16 protein-coding genes and 1 pseudogene are annotated in these 19,658 nt (G+C 61.0%); 5 read left to right on the forward strand and 12 right to left on the reverse strand.

The features are described 5' to 3' along the window. The first annotated feature begins 30 nt into the window (after positions 1-30). Positions 31-2,157, forward strand: coding sequence for a TonB-dependent receptor (locus GH665_RS34920; RefSeq protein ID WP_217361930.1), 2,127 nt, complete (start codon positions 31-33; stop codon positions 2,155-2,157). Between the two features lie 14 nt (positions 2,158-2,171). After that, positions 2,172-3,011 carry a molybdate ABC transporter substrate-binding protein gene (gene modA / locus GH665_RS34925; protein ID WP_217361931.1) on the forward strand — a complete coding sequence of 280 codons (840 nt, stop codon included), beginning with the start codon at positions 2,172-2,174 and terminating at the stop codon, positions 3,009-3,011. Here the strand turns inward: modA and GH665_RS34930 are convergent. From GH665_RS34930 to GH665_RS34955, 6 genes are all read right to left on the reverse strand, one after another. Next, positions 3,008-4,228 carry a cytochrome-c peroxidase gene (locus tag GH665_RS34930; protein WP_425496064.1) on the reverse strand — a complete coding sequence of 407 codons (1,221 nt, stop codon included), beginning with the start codon at positions 4,226-4,228 and terminating at the stop codon, positions 3,008-3,010. The two genes, modA and GH665_RS34930, sit on opposite strands and share 4 nt — an antisense overlap. 4 nt (positions 4,229-4,232) lie before the next feature. Beyond that, complete coding sequence (locus GH665_RS34935) at positions 4,233-5,465, reverse strand: alkaline phosphatase family protein (protein WP_246216466.1); 1,233 nt, start codon at positions 5,463-5,465, stop codon at positions 4,233-4,235. Positions 5,466-5,955: 490 nt separating this feature from the next. Further along, positions 5,956-7,299, reverse strand: a complete 1,344-nt coding sequence (locus GH665_RS34940) for an amidase (RefSeq protein WP_153141617.1) — start codon at positions 7,297-7,299, stop codon at positions 5,956-5,958. Positions 7,300-7,301: 2 nt separating this feature from the next. Continuing rightward, positions 7,302-7,688, reverse strand: a complete 387-nt coding sequence (locus GH665_RS34945) for a cupin domain-containing protein (protein ID WP_153141618.1) — start codon at positions 7,686-7,688, stop codon at positions 7,302-7,304. A 40-nt stretch (positions 7,689-7,728) separates the two neighbouring features. Beyond that, a complete protein-coding gene (locus tag GH665_RS34950; protein ID WP_153141619.1) occupies positions 7,729-9,207 on the reverse strand; it encodes a 4-hydroxyphenylacetate 3-hydroxylase family protein in 1,479 nt (492 codons plus the stop codon). 34 nt (positions 9,208-9,241) lie between these two features. Beyond that, the gene (locus GH665_RS34955) at positions 9,242-9,772 is read right to left on the reverse strand and encodes a flavin reductase family protein (protein WP_153142460.1); all 531 of its coding nucleotides are present in this window, start codon (positions 9,770-9,772) and stop codon (positions 9,242-9,244) included. Between the two features lie 276 nt (positions 9,773-10,048). On the opposite strand from GH665_RS34955, the gene GH665_RS34960 reads away from it, so the two are divergent. Beyond that, entirely contained in the window at positions 10,049-11,272 is a 1,224-nt protein-coding gene (locus GH665_RS34960; protein ID WP_153141620.1) for an IscS subfamily cysteine desulfurase, read from the forward strand. Between the two features lie 4 nt (positions 11,273-11,276). Here the strand turns inward: GH665_RS34960 and GH665_RS34965 are convergent, their stop codons facing one another. After that, positions 11,277-11,819: a MarR family winged helix-turn-helix transcriptional regulator gene (locus GH665_RS34965; RefSeq protein WP_153141621.1), complete on the reverse strand. Its 543-nt coding sequence runs from the start codon at positions 11,817-11,819 to the stop codon at positions 11,277-11,279. A gap of 118 nt (positions 11,820-11,937) precedes the next feature. On the opposite strand from GH665_RS34965, the gene GH665_RS34970 reads away from it, so the two are divergent. Next, positions 11,938-12,519 (forward strand): nuclear transport factor 2 family protein, encoded by a 582-nt coding sequence (locus GH665_RS34970; protein WP_153141622.1) that lies wholly within the window; start codon positions 11,938-11,940, stop codon positions 12,517-12,519. A 54-nt stretch (positions 12,520-12,573) separates the two neighbouring features. Here the strand turns inward: GH665_RS34970 and GH665_RS34975 are convergent. The 5 genes and pseudogenes from GH665_RS34975 to GH665_RS34995 all read right to left on the reverse strand — a co-directional run. Next, positions 12,574-12,792: pseudogene (locus GH665_RS34975) on the reverse strand (amidohydrolase family protein); the annotation flags it as partial. A gap of 131 nt (positions 12,793-12,923) precedes the next feature. After that, on the reverse strand, positions 12,924-14,036 hold the full coding sequence (gene hisC, locus GH665_RS34980; protein WP_153141623.1) for a histidinol-phosphate transaminase: 1,113 nt from the start codon (positions 14,034-14,036) through the stop codon (positions 12,924-12,926). After that, positions 14,029-15,462, reverse strand: coding sequence for an aldehyde dehydrogenase family protein (locus GH665_RS34985; protein ID WP_153141624.1), 1,434 nt, complete (start codon positions 15,460-15,462; stop codon positions 14,029-14,031). Before GH665_RS34985 ends, hisC begins: the two co-directional genes overlap by 8 nt. A 10-nt stretch (positions 15,463-15,472) precedes the next feature. Then, complete coding sequence (locus GH665_RS34990; protein ID WP_153141625.1) at positions 15,473-17,158, reverse strand: thiamine pyrophosphate-dependent enzyme; 1,686 nt, start codon at positions 17,156-17,158, stop codon at positions 15,473-15,475. A 52-nt stretch (positions 17,159-17,210) separates the two neighbouring features. Further along, positions 17,211-18,500: an MFS transporter gene (locus GH665_RS34995; RefSeq protein ID WP_153141626.1), complete on the reverse strand. Its 1,290-nt coding sequence runs from the start codon at positions 18,498-18,500 to the stop codon at positions 17,211-17,213. Between the two features lie 168 nt (positions 18,501-18,668). Between GH665_RS34995 and GH665_RS35000 the strand changes: the two genes are divergently transcribed. Continuing rightward, positions 18,669-19,589: a LysR substrate-binding domain-containing protein gene (locus tag GH665_RS35000; protein WP_153141627.1), complete on the forward strand. Its 921-nt coding sequence runs from the start codon at positions 18,669-18,671 to the stop codon at positions 19,587-19,589. The last annotated feature ends 69 nt before the right edge of the window (positions 19,590-19,658 follow it).

The following is a 19,658-nucleotide window of genomic DNA, read 5'->3' on the forward strand; positions in this document are numbered from 1 at the left end:
AACGTCACAAGAATAGATACATCAAGGTCCATGACTCGCTCAATCAACGCCTTTCAGGCGCTCGCACTCGTATCAGCAGGAATGGGTACAACATTCTCAGTCCATGCCCAGGACGATGGAATCCAGCTCACACCCGTGGTCATCACAGGAATATCCCCCACCCAATACCCGTCGTACCAGATCGACCGGACAAAAGTTGGACCTCTAGGAGAGAAGGCGCTCCTTGATACGCCGTACTCGATTAGTATCGTCCCCGCGTCGCTTGCGGAAAATCAGCAACTCCAGAGCGTGCGGGAAGCGTTTCGTTTCATCCCGTCGGTTCAGGGCGAAAATATCCGCCCCCAGAGCCGAGGGCTGCAAGCCGGGGTTGTCCAGAACACGCGAATCGATGGCATGAATATCGCGGCGACAACCGACTATCCAATCGAGCAATTCGAGCAGATTGAGGTTCTGAACGGACTGGCTGGCGCCCTGTACGGGCCGGCCAGTCCTGCCGGCACGTTCAACTATGTGCTGAAACGGCCTACAGCCGAGCCCTTACGCGAATTCACGCTCGGCTACGCCTCTCGCCAGTCCTTGCTTGAACATCTGGATCTCGGAGGACACTTTGGCAACGACGACCGCTTCGGGTTCCGGCTGAATTTACTCAATCAGAACGGTGAGGGGTATGTGGAAGGCAGCCGCCTGCGCAGGCAACTGGCAAGCCTCGCGTTCGACATTCGTTTCTCCCCGGACACGAAGCTTGAGACCAATTTCAGCACATACCACTATCTGTCGACTGGATTCCCGGGAACGTTTGCTTTAGCGCGCAACGTGCCCTTTCCCAGCGCGCCCGACCCGACACGTCCAGGTTACGGCCAATCGTGGGCCGGCGACGATAACGTCACCAACATGTTCAGCGCCACCCTGAAACACGACTTCAACAAGGACTGGCATGTCAGCGCCGGCGTGTTGAGAGAGACGAACGACCGGGCGTCGACGGTGCCGACCAACACCATCACCAGCAGGACAGGCGCCTATACGACGACCACGGCGACAACCACGTACAGCCTGGACACGATCGTCAGCAACACCGTCGCGCTGAATGGCCACACGGAACTTGCGGGCCTGTCGCACGACGTCTTCGTATCGAACACCGGTTTCTTCTGGAATCGATACACGCCGTTTCAGACTGGCGCGATTACGCTCGGCAGTGCAAGCATCAACGACCCACTGTCTTTCGCGAAACCTCCGTTGCCCGATTTCTCAAATCGATATCTGTCCACCGGCACGGTCCAGCAGTCGATCAGTGTCGGGGACACGATTGGATTCGGCAAACACTGGTCCACGCTACTGGCCGCGAGCCAGAGTTGGATACACACCGAGAACTACAGCAAGCAGGGAGCGACGACCAGCAAGTACAACGCGAGCGGCATCAGCCCGACGGCCAGTCTGATGTTCAAGCCGGTCGACAATATGACTGCGTATCTGACTTACGCTGACAGTCTTCAACAGGGCGACAATGCGCCGGCCGGATCGGCAAATGCGGGAGATAGCCTCGCGCCATACCGAAGCAGGGAGTGGGAACTCGGTTACAAGGTCGATGTGAGCCAGGTTACGCTCGGCGCCGCCCTTTACCGCATCGAGAGACCGTACGCCTATGTCGGCGCAAACAACGTTTTTGCCGAACAGGGTCAACAGGTCAACCGTGGGCTCGAACTGACCGCGACAGGCGCGATTACGAGAGATCTCAACATCTTCACAGGGATCTCTCTACTCGATCCCCGTCTGTTCGACACGGGATCGGCGTCTACCAGCGACAAGCAGATTCTTGGGCTCTCGCGCGTCGTATTCGATGCGCTCCTCGACTACTCCGTGCCGTCCGTTGCCGGCCTCGGGTTCAACATCAATATGAACTACGCAAGCCGTCGGCCAGGCAACTATACGAACACTGATTATGTCGACGGCTATACCGTCTTCGATCTCGGTGCCCGCTACCGAACGAAAATTGCCGGCAAATCAGTAACGCTGCGTATTGCTGTCGACAACATCACTAATCGCCAGTACTGGGCCAACATCACGCCGAGCGGGCAAAACGGCTACAGCGGCGCCGACAACGGTACAGGCACGCTTGGCGCACCCCGCACCTTCCGCGCTTCGCTACAAATCAATCTCTGAACAAGGAACGACGTATGGTACTTCGCACCCTCCTTGCCGCCGTTCTCGGCAGCACCATGAGCATCGCGTGGGCACAGCAGGCGGCCGCCCCGGCGGTTGTCACGATCTATGCTGCCGGAAGCATGAGCGGCGCGCTCACCGCTATCACGCATCAATACACGGCGGAGTCTGGCCAGAAAATCGATCTCGTTACCGGACCCGCCGGTCTTCTATTGGACAAAATCGAGCGTGCCGCCAAAGCCGATGTTTTCATTTCCGCGAATATGGCGCATCCACAGCGCCTGACAGCAGAAGGGAAAGCTGCGCCCACTGTTGTCTTTGCGAGGAATCGGCTGTGTGTTCAGGCTCGCCCGGACGTCGGCCTCACAACGGACAATCTGCTCGACAAACTGCTTGATCCGAATGTAAAGATCGGCACCTCGACACCCAAGGCAGACCCGGGCGGCGACTATGCATGGGAGTTATTCGCGAAGGCGGACTCGGTTCACCCTGGCGCGAAGCAGATTCTGGAAGCGAAAGCACAGCAACTGGTTGGTGGCCCAACAGCGCCTCAGGTTCCTGCCGGTCAGAATGCCGTGAAGTACTTTATGGCGACGCGGCGTGTCGATGTCTTCATCGGCTATTGCAGCTCTCACGAAACCAAGCCCGATTCGACTCTTGTGCAAGTCGAACTCCCCGCCAACCTGAGCCTCTCTGCCGACTACGGCATGACAGTTCTGGAACAGCCGCAGACCGCTACCACCCGCAATGCCGCGTACCGGTTGGCCTTGTATCTGATGAGCCCGGAAGCACAAGACGTACTCACACGTTATGGGTTCACACCGGTTGCGCGCCTCGCGACGGCAAGCCGTTAGCGCTTGTATCCATCGGTTAGCGTCGCAAGAAACGCGGCGACGTCGTCGATATCCTGCTCCGACCACACGGGACGCTCGCCCGCTTTACGCGTAAGCGGCTCATCGGTCGTGTCGACATTCACCCGCAGCGCAACCGGCAGGTCGTTGAATTTATCGACCTTGCCGTGCGCGTCTTTCGGATACCACTTCGCCGGGTTGGTGTCGCGCTGCACGTAAAAACGCAGCGCGTCCTTCAGCGTATGGACGCGGCCGTTGTGGAAGAACACCTGGCGCGTCGCCGTGTTACGCAGCGACACCGACTTGAAAAGTCCGCAGTTGCTTTTATCGCTCGCCTGATCGGTGCGCAACGGCCCACACAATCCCATATCGAAGTACTTCGGGTCCGCGTTCGCACGCAACTCCGGATTGCGCGGCACGCCGAGCGCCTGGAAGTTGAAGTCGGTGAAAAGCGGATGCGAGCCGTCGACACCCACCTGGTCGATGTGGCAGGAGGCGCAATTGCCGCCCGTCGGGCTGTCGAACAGTTTTTTGCCTCTCAACTCCTGTGCCGTTAGTTGCACTTTTCCATCGAGGTAGTAATCGAACTTGCTGGTGTACGGATGGAAGCTCGGGTCTTCGAGCTCGAAACGCTCGATCGCAGCCATCGCCTGGGCGAACGCTTTCGTGCGGTCCACGAAAATGTTCTGGCCAAACACTTCCCTGAAGCGGGCGGCATACGGCGCCCGCTCCAGTTTCGCGAGGAGGGCTGCCGGGTCCCGGTTGGCCATCTCGTCGGGATTGAACAGCGGGAAGCTCGCCTGATCGTGCAACTGGTTAAAGCGTCCGTCCCAGCCGAAGCCGCCAACCGGCGCGTTATCCGTCTCGCTCAGCCGTTCGGACAGGCTGGCCGCCTGCGCATGACTCCACATCGGCGTGCGGTTCAGCACGTAACGCAGGCTCGGCACGGCGCGCGTGCCTTGCCGGTGCATGTCAGGGCCGCCCAGTTGCGCGGCCAGCCCGTCAGGCGGGCCGTACGCATGCGACGGACTATGGCAGCTCGCGCACGACATCTTGCCCGAGGCCGACAACGACGCATCGAAGAACATCAGCTTGCCGAGCGCCGCGGCATCGCTGTAGACGGGCTGCGCGTCGTTCGGCGTCGCGCCCGCTGCCATCGGTAGCAGTGCAGCGCCCGCCAGTACAGCGCGCGCTGCGAATCGCGTTGCGGAAACCATCATCGGCTTAGAGGTTCGTGAAGATGTCGTTGCCGAATCCGACCAGGCCCGCCTGCCCTGCATAGCCCAGATAACCCAGCTGGAAGATGTCTTCAATGCTCTTGAGCATCGAGTAGTGGTTGTACTGCACCGTCGACACCGTACCCGGCTTGATGAACTTCGAAATCATCACCGCGCCGGTCTGGTCGCCACCGAAGCTCTGCTTGGTCAGGTTGATCGTCGCGCCCTTGTACGACAGCGACGAAGTCTGCGGGAACGCCGGCAGATTCGGACCGGGCTGCTGGCTACAGCAGGTTGTCCCTGCAAAGGTCAGTTGCGTTTGGCCCGCCGAAGGCTGGGTCACGGACGCATAGCTGCTTTCGTCGAAATTGATGATCAGCAGGCCGTCCTTCTGGAATGCCGGCGAGGCGGTGATAATCGGCACCCACTTCTGCAGGAACGTGTTTGCGCTCGTCAGCCCGCCCGGCTGGCCGTTCACGCACGGCGAATCGTGACCGTCGTCGCACAGGTTCGGCGTGATCAGGTTGAAGTTGGCGGTGGTCGAGATCGACTGCAGGTCGGTGGTGAGCCTGTTCAGGTTCACGACGTTCTGGCCGCAATCGGGCGAATCGATAATCGAGTGGAAGTACATGAACGGGTTGTGACGCGTCGCGTACTGATCGCCCTGTGGTACCGCTGCACTCGGTGCTTCTCCAATCTGCGTGAGGTCGGTCGTGTTGAGCGTCGGGTGACCGCACGTAGCGGCTTCGCGCGTCGGGTCATTACCCATGTCGTCTTCATAGCCCTTCCAGGTGTAGCCGGCGGCCTTTAACTGGTCCGGCAACGTCTTGATACTGGCCGGATACACGCAGCCCGAGCCGATCGCCTGACCATCGGGTGTCATGCCGGTGAGCGTGAAATCCTGATAGATCGGGCAATCATTATCCGTTTCCGGCGTCGGCGCCTGACCGCTGATCATCGAGATGTAGTTGTCGAGGCTCACGTGCCCAGTGCCGTAATACTGCTGCACCAACGCGCCTTGCGATGCCAGCGTCTGCGACAGATACGGTGCCTTGCTGCTGGCGCCAAACGTGGTCGCGTAGTTTTCGTTTTCGAGCGTGATGACGAAGACGTGGCGGATCTGCTGCTGCCCGGTCTGCGCGATCGATGAGGATGACGAGCCGCATGCGGTAACGATAACGCCAATTAAGGCGGTAGAAATGGCAGCGAAAAGTGTGCGCATCCAGGTGCGTTTTGACATTCCTTTCCCTTTTAATTGTGTTTTAACAAGCTGATTTTTTCGATACACATTTCAATTATTTTGTATACCGAACTAAATCAGATTGAATCGATGAACCTGCGATCACCCATCACGGCCCATTGGCAAAAGAACCGGCGTATCCCGCGATCGGGACCGCCGATTTTGTGCATGGCGAGGCTAACATGGCAGGTTGAACCGCACGTAGTCCATCTCGACTAGGGAGAAACGACGACTGCAGCTCCGCGGCCCACACCGTCGGCGCAGCGACAACGGCGCGGCCACCGGTTCAATCGGTCCATTCGTCGTGAATACAGCAGAGCAAATCTATCAAGCGGTGCGGGACTTCAATCATGGAGTGGACGCTTAGGGTAGATGAGGGCCGCGAGCGACGGACGCGCATTACGGCGCATGAGGCCGCAGGGATCGGCCCGCCAGGATCGCGCTCTCGGAGATAGCGAAGGGGCGCCATGCACCGATCCCATGCACGAAGTCAGCCGGTTTGACGCAGAACCGCTTCGACACTGGCACCGATCGCAAGCAGACGCCGGTCGCCCATGTGCCGCCCCATCAACATCAGGCCAACCGGTGCCCTGCCTGCCTCATGGCAAGGCACGGATAACGCGCATAGATCGAGCATGTTGGCAATTGCCGGATTGCGCAGCAGCAGCCGATTTGTCGACGTATAGACACTTTCATCAGCCAGATCCACAATCCGTGGGGCAACGATAGGCACAGTAGGACACACCACCGCATCGAACGGCTGCAACTCGACGTCAGCCTGCCGGCATAGCAGCGTGCGGCGCGCTTTGGTACGCTGGTACTCAGCCGTACTTTGCTGGCTGCCGAAACGGATGCGAGACAAAACCCGCGGGTCATACCGATTCGCCTGCCTCGCGATCAGATCGACGTGCCATGCCCACGCCTCCTCCGCCACCAGGCCGCCGTGCTGCCCCAAGCCGCTAAGCGCGTTCCAGCTCCCGAATTCCACGTTCCGCACAATCACCCCCGCCGCAGCGAGTCGCGAGATGGCGTGCTCGAACGTGGTGGCCACATGCGCGTCGATATGGTCGAACACGAGATTCGCCGGCACCGCCAGCCGCAGGCCAGCCAGATCGACAGGCGGCAACGGTGTGTCCGGTTCGTCCGCCATGATCGAATCGATCGAGGCACAGCAAGCGACGCTCGGCGCCATCGACCCGATCGAATCATAACTGCACGACAAGGGCACCGCGCCGTCCAGCGGAATGCGTGACGCGGTGGGCTTGAAACCCACCACGCCACATAAAGCCGCTGGAATCCGGCACGATCCACCCGTGTCGGAGCCGATCGCGGCGGCTGCCATGCCATCCGTCACCGACACCGCCGCCCCCGACGAGGATCCGCCTGGGATACGCGCAACCTCGCGATCGAAGGGATTCGCCGGCGTACCGTAGTGGGGATTGATGCCGAGACCCGAGTAAGCGAACTCCGTCATGTTGGTTCGGCCCACTAACACGGCTCCCGCTGCACGCAATCGACCAATCGACACGGCGTCGCGGATCGCCGGCTGCTCCGGCAAAACACGCGCACCCGCCCGCGTGATCTCCCCCTGCACGTCGAACAGATCCTTGACCGAAATGGGAATCCCGGCGAGCGGCCCGGCGACGCCGTATCGACGCAACGCATCGCTCGCCATTGCCTGCGTCTGCGCCGCCTGACTGACCCCGTGAGGGAACACCCGCGAACCCTCACCTGCATCGGCTTCAATATTCCCGAGACACGTGGCAAGCAGCGCCTGCGCGTCGAGACGGCGATCGGCGAGCTGAGTGCGTAAGACGTCGATTGCAGGCAGCATGATCAGGCCGGATCATAGTAGTGAATCTCCAGCAGCACGCAGCCCTTCTCCGACTTGAACGGGCCGTGATACGCGCCAGGCGGGCGCACCGCATAGGTGTAGCCCTTGAACGGCGTGCCGCCCTCGCCGCGCTCGTCGTTGCCGACCGTCAGGTCCCCTTCCACCAGAAACACCTCTTCCCAGTAGTCGTGCACGAACGGTTTCTTCGTATAGAGGCCGCCCGGCAGGCGCAACAGGCGTGTGCGGCTGCCCGCCCGTTTGACGGTATCCAGCGAGCCGGAGAGGATCAGCTCCTGCGCGCCGGAAGCCGGGTCGTAGCCTTCGGGCAACTGCCAGCCCTGCTCCATGCCCAGTGTGCGAAACTCATCGTGAAGTTTGTTGATCGCCATAGCGTTCTCCTGTGTCAATTGGAATGGGGGTGAATTGGAATCAGGCGGCTTGCAATGTCGCCAACTCCGCATCGAGCGAATAAGTCGACAGCAGGTCGTCGACGAGACCGGTCGCGCGCGGCCAGTCGTAGGTGCGGAACGCGTGGCCTTTCGTCACGAATGACGCGCCCGCGTAGAAAAGCTCGTACTGGTTGTGACGCGATGCGAACTCGGAGCCAACGGCGTCCCACGCGAGCTTGAAGAACTTGACTCTCTCCTCTGCATCGCAAACCGGCGACTTCTGGGTTTTCTCGATGATCTTCAGGAGATCCGGATTCTCGAAATCGCGAATGCTGGAAGGGAGCATGATCATTCCGCCGCCGGCGAGTTCGCGCAGCGTGTTGAGTACCTTCGAATACAACTGCTGGGTCACAACCTGTGAGCCGTACAGCATGTTGCGGTCAGGCACGTAGTAGCCGTTCTCAATGCGGCCCTTGGCCTCCATGCCGTACACCCAGGCTTCCACCATCGCGGCTTCAGACGCTAACTGGCCCAGCGTTTCACGCACCTGCGGAAAACTGTTGGTGCCGTTGATCTCCGTGATCTTCAGCGCGAGACCGACGAGGAAGCGCAACTTGATCATCAAGCGCACCTGGCACTGGTAGTTCTGGTAACTGTGCGCGGGCGTTGCGTGAAATTGCTTTGCGCACATCGCCACGTCGCCGGCCACGAAAACGCGCTCCCACGGCACCTTGACGTCGTCGAAATAGAGCACTGCGTCGTTCTCGTCGTACCGGCTCGACAAAGGATTGTCGAAGACCGAGGGCGCGTTCTCCTCGTACGATTTGCGCGACATCACCTTCATGCCTTTCGCATTCATGGGGATCGCGAACGACAGCGCATACATTTCGTCGCCCTGGCGCAGCGGCTGGATGCAACTGCAGAACACCTCGTTCGCCATAATGCCGCTGGTCGCAAGCATCTTTGCGCCACGCACGGTGATCCCTTCCGCGTCCTGATCGACGATACCGACGGCAAGGTATTTGTCCTCCTGCTCGTGCGCCGCTTTCGCCTGATTAGCCTGAGGATTGACAATCACATAGGTGAGGAAGAGATCGTTGTCGCGGGCATACTTGTAGTAATCGCGCAGGGCGCCGGCGCGCGCCGGGTCGTATTGCTCGAATACGTCGATGCCCATGTACATACCCGAGATGCACGAAGCGACGTGGTCCGGCGAACGCCCCATAAAACCGTAGTGAAGCTCCGTCCATGCCTCAAGCGCGGTCCGCCGTTCCACCAACTCGCTATAAGAGGTCGGCAATTGCCAGATCTTGCTGATGCGGCGCCCCGTGTCAGGCGACTCGAAGGTCATTTTTTCAATGTTCTCCGCGCGTGCCTGAAAGTCGTACAGATTGGCGTAGCTACGGATCGAGTTGCGGAACGCGCGATGCGTAGTCACATCGCCCACTGCCTGACCGTTGATATAGACCTGCCGTCCATCGCGCAGCGACGCGATATGTTGAGTCCCGTTCTTGATCATGATGTTTCTCCGGTAATTGAGGTCGGATGTGCGCTCAGGCCGAAGGCCGATGAGCACCGTTGAGCGTGTGGTACCGCCCGCCAAAAAAGACCAGCGGCCGCCCTTCCGACCGGGATTGGTGCTGGTTGACGCGGCCCACGAAGATGACGTGATCTCCTCCGTCGTACTGGGCATACGGTTCGCATTCGAATGTCGCCAGCGAGTCGGGCAGCAGCACGACGTCAGCACGTTCGATAGGCACGCCCGGCAAGGACGCCCACTTGTCGCTATTCGCCTTTGCGAAGCGGTTCGATAGATCCTGCTGGGCTTCGTCCAGAACATTCACCGCATAGGTGCCCGCTGCACTCAGGTCGTGCAGGCTCAGGTTGCGCCGGTCGACGGAAAACAGAATCAACGGCGGATCCAGCGAAACGGAGTTGAACGATGCGACGGTGATCCCGATCGGCGGTCCGTTCTTTCTCGGCGCCGTGATCACGGCAACCCCCGTCGCGAACATCGACAGCGCCGCCCGGAACCGGCGCTGCGCGTCCGGGTTGTCGCTTGACGTCACAGTGCTTTCAGCCATCTCGCTCTCCTTACATCGCACCAATGTTCCAGCGATGCTAAAATTCATCACACAAAGCCATGTTTATTAGCTTTGTTACTTAGCTTTTATTACATGCTGCTCTATAAAGCTAAGCAAGCTATCGTAAACCCCGGTTCAAGGGAGACGGGAAAGCGACGACCCTACTCGTCGGATGGATGTTCGGCAGAATCCGGCGGACTCCACGCTAAACTCCGTCCGCTGCGTTGCTTCGTGCCTGTCCGGCGCGACTCGACCGAGTCTTGAGGAATAGAAACCATGCAAACCAAACAGTCATCGCGTCCGATTTATATGGACTACAGTGCAACGACACCGGTCGATCCACGGGTCGTGGCAGCCATGCTTCCGTTCCTGAACGAGTGTTTTGGCAATCCCGCGTCCCGAAGCCACAGCTACGGGTGGGAAGCAGACGAAGCCGTGGAAACAGCACGCGCACACGTCGCGAGCCTTCTTGGGGCCGACCCGCGAGAGATCGTCTGGACCTCGGGCGCGACCGAAGGCAACAATCTGGCGATCAAGGGCGCAGCGAACTTCTACAAGGGAAAGGGCCGCCATATCGTGACGGTGAAAACCGAACACAAGGCGGTTTTGGACACGTGCCGCGAGCTGGAGCGGCAGGGTTTTGAAGTGACGTACCTGGACGTCCAGCAGGACGGCCTGCTAGACCTGAACGCCGTCAGGCAAGCGCTGCGCCCCGACACGATCCTCGTTTCGGTCATGATGGCCAACAACGAGACCGGGGTCGTTCAACCCATCGCGGAGATCGGCGCGATGTGCCGTGCTCAAGGCATCGTCTTTCATTGCGACGCCGTGCAGGCAGCGGGGAAGATCGCGATCGACGTCAACGCACTGAATATCGACCTTCTGACCGTGACCGCCCATAAGGTATACGGCCCGAAAGGAGTGGGTGCTCTGTATGTGCGCCGCAAGCCGCGCGTGCGGATCGAAGCGCAGATGCATGGCGGCGGCCATGAACGGGGAATGCGTTCCGGAACGCTGCCCAGCCATCAGATCGTCGGCATGGGTGAAGCGTTTCGAATCGCGAAAGAAGAAATGGCGTCCGAGAGCCGTCGTGTCGAGGCTTTGCGCGATCGATTGTTCAACGGTCTGACGCAAATGAAGGAGGTTTACGTCAACGGTGACATGACGCACCGTATTCCGCACAACCTGAACGTCAGCTTCAACTTCGTGGAAGGCGAATCGCTCATCATGGGCATCAAGGGCGTTGCGGTGTCCTCCGGCTCGGCCTGCACCTCCGCCTCACTGGAGCCCTCGTACGTGCTGCGGGCACTGGGCCGGAGCGACGAGCTGGCGCACAGCTCGATTCGCTTTACGCTTGGACGCTTCACCACGGAAGAAGAAGTCGATCAGGTCGTGCTGCAGGTACACAACACCGTGGAGAAACTGCGCGCGTTGAGCCCGCTGTGGGATATGCACCTCGAGGGGATCGACCTCAGCAGCATTCAGTGGGCGGCGCACTGACAGACTATCGCGAGTCCTGCCGCGCAATCAGGTGGGCAAGATCGAGCGTGGCGCGATCGCCATTGGTCACCAGCCGGTCCACTACGGAGCACAGCGCCTTGAACTCCGTTCTGGTCACGCCTTCAAACAGTACGTCGTTGATGTGCTGCTGCCTGGCGGCAAGCTCCTTGAGCAGTTTTGAGCCGGCTGACGTGATGGTCAGGCGCATCTTGCGCTTGTCGTCAGGATCCGAGCGTTTGTCGATAACGCCAAGCTTTTTGAGCTTTCCAGTCTCGACCGTGACAAACGCTCCGCTCAGGTGCAGATGGTCCGCCAGCCGGTTGACGGTCACGACATCTTCGTGCGACAGATGCGCGACCGCAATGAGCAGCGAATACTGGATTCCGGTGAGACCGATCAAGGTTCCGAACCCGTCGCGAATCGAGAGCAGCCGGGCTGCGAAGGGCAACAGTCCGTTGATGAGATGGCGGAATTCTGCGTCCGCGCCGTCGACCAGACAGGCCGGATTTGTTACCGTCAGAATAGACTCCTCCTGATTTTTCGCCATGACAACTCCGCTCCCTGGAGGAACAACACGTTTTAGCTTTGAAAGCTAATTATACTTCAAAGCAATATGCACCACGGCTGTGCACCGATCCCCCTGCGCCTCGTCCTGAGAGTTATTTATGGTCACTTCCCCACCGCTTTCTTCCGTCCGCTCGCTGCTGGAGTGCTATCTGCGCGCCAAGGACCTGAACCAGCCGGCGTTGATATCCGAATGTTTTGCCGCAGACGCCGAACTGACGTTTTCGATCGCAACCGACGACATCGATTTTCCTCGCGTGGTGACAGGCGCTCCCGCGATCGCCAAAACGTTGGTGGCCGACTTCGGCGAGCGCTTTGACCGGTGTCGTACTTACTATCTATGTATCGAGCCGCACCTGAACGGGAGCCGGACATGCGAGATGCCATGGCTTGTGATCATGCGGGAGAAGGCGACCGAATCGCTTCGAATTGGAAAGGGTACGTACCGTTGGCGCTTTTCGGCCGACGCAGGCAAGGGGGACATGATTGTCCAGTTGCACATTCATATCGAACGGATGGACGCGCTCGCCGACCCGCATGCTGAAAAATTGAACGCGCTGCAGAGCCGGTTTTCCTATCCGTGGCTTGCCCCGGAGGAGTTGCAGCGCAAAATGGCAAGCTTCATCGAAACCTGCCCCGACTCCGCATTCGCGATACCGTTTGAACAAGCTGCGAGCCTGTAATCGCAGAGAGCAACAGGTGCTCGCCCGTCTCGGGCGAGCACTTTCCGCAGACGCTCAGTGTGCCGTGCCCGCCTCCGCGTACACCACTTCGCCCCGGAAGCACGTCTGAACCACGCGCGCCTGCGTCAGCATCTCGACCGGGTGCAACAGCGGATTGCGGTCGAGTATCGCAAAGCTCGCGTCCTTGCCCGCTTCGAGCGAACCCGTGCAGTCGCCAAAACGCAGCGCGTAGGCCGCGTTGATCGTGTAGGCCTCGAGCATCGTCAGGAGATCGAAACGCGATCTGGCGCAATGGGCATCCGGTCATCGGGTGCGCCCGGAAGACGAGGCGTAAGCGCGGCGCGTTTTATCGGAATCGCCGAGGCGGCAAGCGATGCTTGCGAACGACATACCCCGCGGCTAAGTCAAGCTTCCAGCGCGGTTCTCAATGCAGCCAGGCATCGTGCGTTCTCCGCTTCGGTGCCGACCGAAATCCTCAGCCATTCCGGCAGGCCATACACCCCCACCGGTCTTACGATCACACCTTGACGCAATAACTTTGCGTTGACCGCGGCCGTATCGCCAACCCGAACCAGAACGAAGTTCGCGTGCGAGCGCAGGTAGTGCAAGCCTAGCGAGTCGAAGCCCGCATAGAATTGGACCAACCCTTTGTGGTTCTCAGCGCAACTGCGCGCCAGAAAAGCCTCGTCGTTAAGTGCCGCGACCGCTGCGCGCTCTGCCAGAGCCGTCACCACAAAGGCAGGTCTGATGCGGTTCAGCAAGGCCGCCAACGAAGGTTGCGCAACACCGTATCCAACTCGCAGCCCGGCCAGTCCATACGCCTTCGAGAAGGTTCGGGTCACGATCAGATTGGGAAAGCGCCGCACCCATGCCAGACTGTCATAGCGGTCGTCGAGCGGCAAATACTCGCTATACGCCTCATCGAGCAGCACAGGAATGTGGCTCGGTACTTCGGCAATAAAACGCTCGAGCGCTGCGCCCGACACGAACGAGCCGGTTGGATTACCTGGATTGGCGAGGTAGACAAGTCCGGTATTGTCATCAAGGGCGGCGAGCATCGCGTCCAGATCGCAGCCGTGGTTCTGTGCCGGCACCACCTTGTGTGAAGCGCCGGTGCGCTGCACGGCGTTGACGAACGCCTGGAACGAGTACTGCGCGTAGACAGCATTGCGACCGGGTTCAAGAAACGCAGTGGCCGCCAATCCCAGCACGCACTCCGAACCGTTGCCCGGCACCAGGTAGCCGGCAGGCACGTCGAACCTGCGCGACAACGCATCGAGCAATGCGTGGCAATCGTTGTCGGGATACCGGGCCAGTTCGGTGCCGGCATCCATCAGAACGGCACGGGCGGCGTCGCTCATGCCGAGCGGATTTTCGTTCGATGCCAGCTTGACGATCGTCTCAGGCTCAACGCCTATTTCACGCGCCAAAGCGTCAATCGGCTTGCCCGGCTGATACGGTTTCGTCGCGTGGATGTGGGCCGGTAGCCGCAGCGCCGTTTCGCTGGTATCACGCATGAGTACATCCTCCCTGAATTGCCTTCAACTCGAAAAATTCCTCGACACCGTAACGGCCGTTTTCGCGTCCGATGCCCGATTGCCGATAGCCGCCGAACGGCGCGGCGAGATTCTGTGGCGCGCCATTGACGATGACCTGTCCGGTACGCAGGCGCCGGGCAATGCCGAGCGCTCGCTGCACATCGGCACTCCATACGCCGCCCGACAGTCCATAGGGCGTACTGTTGGCGATTGCCACCGCTTCTTCTTCATCTGCGTAGCTCATCAGCGCCAGCACGGGACCAAAGACCTCCTCACGCGCCAACGCCATGTCTGACGTCACGGCGGAAAACACGGTCGGCCGCACGAAATAGCCCTGTTCACAACCATTGGGACGACCGGCACCGCCGGCCACGAGCCGCGCACCTTGAGACAGTGCGGTGTCAATATGCCGTTGCACGCTCTCGAACTGACGGCGGTTGGAGACTGGTCCGATCCTCGTTTCCTGACCATCAGGATTGCCTACGATCCAGTCCCGGGTGTGTTGTGCACATAAGGCTTCGACTTCATCCAGAAGAGCATCGGGCACCAGCAACCGCGTCTGTGCCGCGCAAATCTGGCCGCTATTCGTAAAGCACTGGCGCAGCACGGTCGACACCGCGTCGGAGAGCGGCGCGTCGTCGAGCAGGATCGTGGCCGACTTTCCGCCCAACTCAAGCGCCACTTTTTTTACAGAGTCGGCGGCCACACGCGCCACCGCACGCCCGCCCGCTACCGACCCAGTGAAGCTCACCATGTCGACCCCGGAATGGGCCGCCAACGCGGCGCCCGTCCCCGGCCCATCCCCCCATACGAGATTGAATACGCCCGGCGGCAAGCCGGCTTCGTGAACGATCGAGGCAAAGCGCCGGGCAGCCAGCGGCGCCAGCTCGCTAGGCTTGAGAACAACCGTGCAACCGGCGGCGAGCGCCGCGCCAACCTTCGCGACAATCTGATGCAACGGGAAATTCCACGGCGTGATGGCCGCCACCACACCCACGGCTTCACGCACGACAAGCGAATGGCCGACGCGTGTTTCAAGCGCCATCGAAGTGATCGCCTCGATCGCCAGTTCGAGATTACGCAAGGGCATCGGCACCTGCATCTGCCGCGACACCCATAGCGGTGCGCCGATCTCCTGGGCGAGATCGGCGGCGAAGCCATCGACCTGGCGCGCAATGCCATCACGCACGCGGTTCAATGCCGCGCAGCGCTGCGCGACCGGCGTGGCAGACCACGCATCGAACGCGCGCCGCGCCGCGGCTACCGCTGCATCCACATCGTCCGCGTCACACACGGCAATCGAAGCAAATTGACGCTCGGTGCACGGGTCGAAGGCCGCGAGCCTGGCGCGCCCGGCAACGGGAATCCAGCCGCCGTCACAATAGAAAGTATCGAAGTTTTCCACGCCCTTCCCCTTATGCCGCCTTGGCCGGTTCGCCAAGCGGATTGGGTGGCGCTTCACGGCCAGCCAGCTTGAGTGGCGCCTTGAGGCGGAACAGATGCCAGGGACTCGGCATCTCGCCGACCTGCGCTTCGATCACCACAGGTGCACGTGCGGCAATTGCATTGCGTACCGCCCCTTCGAGCTGCTGCGGATTGGTCACGCGCTCGAAATCGAGATCGAAGGCAGAGGCCAGCCGGTCGAAATGCGGGTTGCACAGTTCGACCGCGATGTTCTCGCCAAAGGTCTGTTTCTGGATCGTACGCACATTGCCGAAATGGCCGTCGTTGAACACGACCGTGACGAGGCCCACGCCATATTTGCGCGCCGTCGCCAGCTCCTGCATGTTCCAGCCGAAGCCGCCGTCACCGTTGATGCTGACCACCGCACGATCAGGGTTGCCGACAGCCGCGCCGAGCGCAGTGGCAAACCCATAGCCGAGCGTGCCCTGATAGCCCGGCGTGATGAACGTGCCTGGCTGGTACACCGGATACATCAGCCGCGCGAAATAGCCGACCTGCGTCAGTTCGTTCACGAGGATGCCGTCGTCCGGAATCGCGCTGCGCAGCGCGCGCGTGTACGCACTCTGCGGCTCGATTTCGTCTGCCTGACGCTGTGCCCAGGCGCGCACGATGTCAAGGTCGGCCGGGGGCGCGCGGCGCACGCCGCTCAGTTCGTCACACAACGCTTCGAGACCGAGCCGGGCATCGGCGCCGATACCGAGACCTGGGGCACGTGGCGCCGACCAGTCGGCCGCGTCGGCGTTCAGATAGATGTAGCGAATACCCGCGCCCGGCCACGACGGTGCAGGCGTCATGATGTCCAGAAAGCGGCTGCCCACCACCAGCACCACGTCGGCATGCGGGAACACGGCGCGGCCGCCGAGTGTATTCAGCGCAAGCGGGTGCCGGCTCGACAAGGCGCCTTGCGCGTTATCGTCGAGTACGACCGGGGCCTGCAATTTTTCCGCACAACGGCGCAGTGCCTCGCTCGCGCCAGCGGCCAGCACGCCGCCGCCTGCGTAGATCACGGGAAAGCGTGCGCGCTCGAGAAGTCCAGCGGCCTGGGCAATGGCGACTGGATCAGGCCGCACTCGGCCGGCATCGTCCTCGTTCGCAGGCGGATCGATGAGCGCGATATCGGCGCTCGCACTCAGTACGTCATGCGAAATTTCAATACCGACCGGGCGCGGCCGACCGCTGCGCAACTGCTTCACTGCTTCGCGCACGAGTCCTGGAATGGCTTGCGGCACCGCCGCACTGCCTTGCCATTTCGTGACGCTGGCCAGCACCTGGGTCTGATTCGGGATTTCGTGCAACAGCCCATAGCCGCGGCCGAGCCCGCTCGAATGAATATTGCCGGTAATGGCCAGTACCCGTGAATTGCAAGCGTAGGCGGTGGATAGTCCCGCCATCGCATTGAGCAGCCCCGGGCCAGGCACGACCATGCTGACGCCGATGCGCCCGGTCGTGCGCGCGTAACCGTCGGCCATATACGCGGTGGCCTGTTCATGACGCGGCACCCAGTAGCGGATCCGGTCGCTCTGCTGACGCAGGGCTTCCACCGCCCAGTCGAGCTGGACACCCGGAATGCCAAAAATGTCGGTGATTCCTTCGCGCACGAGTTGCTGCGCAAGCGCTTGTCCGCCTGTCATATTCATGGAGTCATTTCCTTGCAAATTGGAGAGAGTTGAGTTCGACGCCCGAGCCGCGTCAGCCATGTTGCGGCGCGTCTCGCGCCGTTGGGCTCGCGGCCGCGCCAGGTAACGCCAACGCAGCGGCGAGACCAAGCAGGACACCGAAAATCACGTAATACGCCGGGGCCATCCGGTCACCGGTGGCGACAATCAGGCCCGTCACAATGAGAGGCGTAAAACCGCCGAAAACAGTGGTCGACAGGTTGTAGCTGACCGACAGACCGCTGGAGCGTCCACTCACGGGGAACATCTCCGCGAGCGCGGTAGAGAGCGGGCCAAGCACCGCCGCGCCGAGCACGCCGAACAGCAATTCGATCGCAAGCAGCGTGCTCATCACCGGGTCGGCCTTCAGCCACGCAAAGCACGGCCACACAGCGACCAGGCTGAACACGAAGCCCCACGCCAGCACGCTCTTGCGTCCGACCCGGTCAGACAAGGCACCGAATGCGGGACATGCCAGAATGCGCACCACCCCCGATATCGCGATCACGACGAACGGCGTGCTCGGCGGCATCTGCAGGTACTGCACCGCGTAGGTCGGCATATAAATGTTGAAGACGAACTGCATGATGGTGGTGCCCGCCACCAAGCCGCTCGCGATCACGATTTCGCGCCAGTAAGTCCGCAGCAGTTGCCCGAACGGCAGGCCAGGCTCGCGTTCCCGCGTCACGCGAAACAGCTCGGGTTCGTCCACCCGGTTGCGGATATAGAGGCCGACGGGTCCGATCAGCAGCCCTAACAGGAACGGCAGCCGCCAGCCCCATGACTCCAGTTGCGCCAGCGTGAGGCCCTGCGTGATCAGCACGCCGACGAGCGACGCAAGAACCCCGGCCACCGCCTGTGCAAACATCTGAAAACTGCCGAACAGGCCCTTCTGGTTCGCAGGCGCGGATTCGACCAGCATCGAGGTCGCGCTGCCGAACTCCCCACCGGCCGAAATGCCCTGCAGAATTCGGGCAAACACCATGATGACGGTCGCTACCACGCCGGCCTGCGCGTAGGTCGGCGCAAGGCCGATCAGGGCGGTTGCCACGGTCATCATCGCGATGACCAGCAACAGTGCAGCCTTACGCCCCGCGCGGTCGGCATAGATACCCAGCACGATGCCGCCCACCGGACGCGCTACGAACGAAACGCCGAATGTCGCCGCGGTCAGAAGAGTGGCCGACGATCCGGCCGTGGCCGGAAAGAAGTGGCGTGAGATCACACCCATCAGATAACCGAATGCGATGAAGTCGTACCACTCCAGCACGTTACCGATCGTCGACGCAAAAATCACGCGACGGTGTTTAAACAATTCCTGCATGTCTCCAACCTCCTGAAGGGGTCTGTCCAGTTCGCTCCTGGGTGGGCGTGCCCCGACTGCGCGGGTTTCTGTCTGACTGAATCGTGTCATCTTGGAGATAACCAGGAAAGCCTTTTTTAGCTATCATGTTCGCCTTTAGCGATCACTTTCGCCGCACGGAGTACCGACATGACATTGCAGCAATTACGCGATTTCACGGCAATCGTGAATCAGGGCGGGGTGCGCGCGGCCGCACGCGCGCTCGGCGTGTCGCAGGCGGGGCTCACCAAAAGCGTGTCCAAACTGGAGGCGTCGGTGCAGGCGTCACTGTTCGTTCGTACTTCGCGCGGGGTCGCACTCACTGCATTCGGCGAACGCCTGCTCGATCACGCTGCGATCATCCTGCGCGAATGCGACCGCGCCGAAGCGGATCTGAACCAGTTGCGCGGCGACGAAGTTGGCGAGGTGGATGTCGGTGTGTCCCCCGCGCCATCGATTCATCTGGTGCCGGCCGTGCTGCCCGAGTTTCGCCGCCGCTATCCACGGGCACGGCTTCACGTCACGCACGGCCTGTCACATTCGTTATTGCCGGCGGTACGCTCAGGTCAGCTCGATATCGCCATCACGCCGGTACCGGAGCCTTTCGACGCGACCGGGCTGCACATCATTCCGCTATTCCCGACTGAACCGTCGATCGTTGGCCGACGCGATCACCCGCTTGCGAAGAGCCGCTCGATCAAGGAACTGGTCGATTGCGAATGGGTTATCACGGGGGTAGCGGACAGTCTCGGCGCGCCCGGCAGCAGCATCCTGGACCTGTTCGCCGAGGCAGGGCTCGGCCAGCCAAATGTCGCCGTGGTGTGTGACTCGTTGTTCGACACACTGTCGCTGATCGCCCGCACCGATCTGCTCGCGCCCCTGCCGCAAGCGGTATTGACGCACAGCCTGATGCGCGACGGCCTGGCACGCATTCCGATCCGCGAACAGCAGAAGGTCTACACGATCTGCATCGTCCATCGCGCCAGCCCGCCGTTGTCGCCGATTGCAGCGGCATTGACGGCGATGCTGGTGTCGTTCGCAAAGATCGGGCGTGGAATCAGAGGGGGCTGAGTGTGGGGGGGTGCGCCGCAAGGCTCCGACGCTTTGAAAGTCAGAGACATGGGTAGCGTCTTCTGCGGC

Source organism: Paraburkholderia agricolaris (assembly GCF_009455635.1).
Taxonomy (GTDB): Bacteria; Pseudomonadota; Gammaproteobacteria; order Burkholderiales; family Burkholderiaceae; genus Paraburkholderia; species Paraburkholderia agricolaris.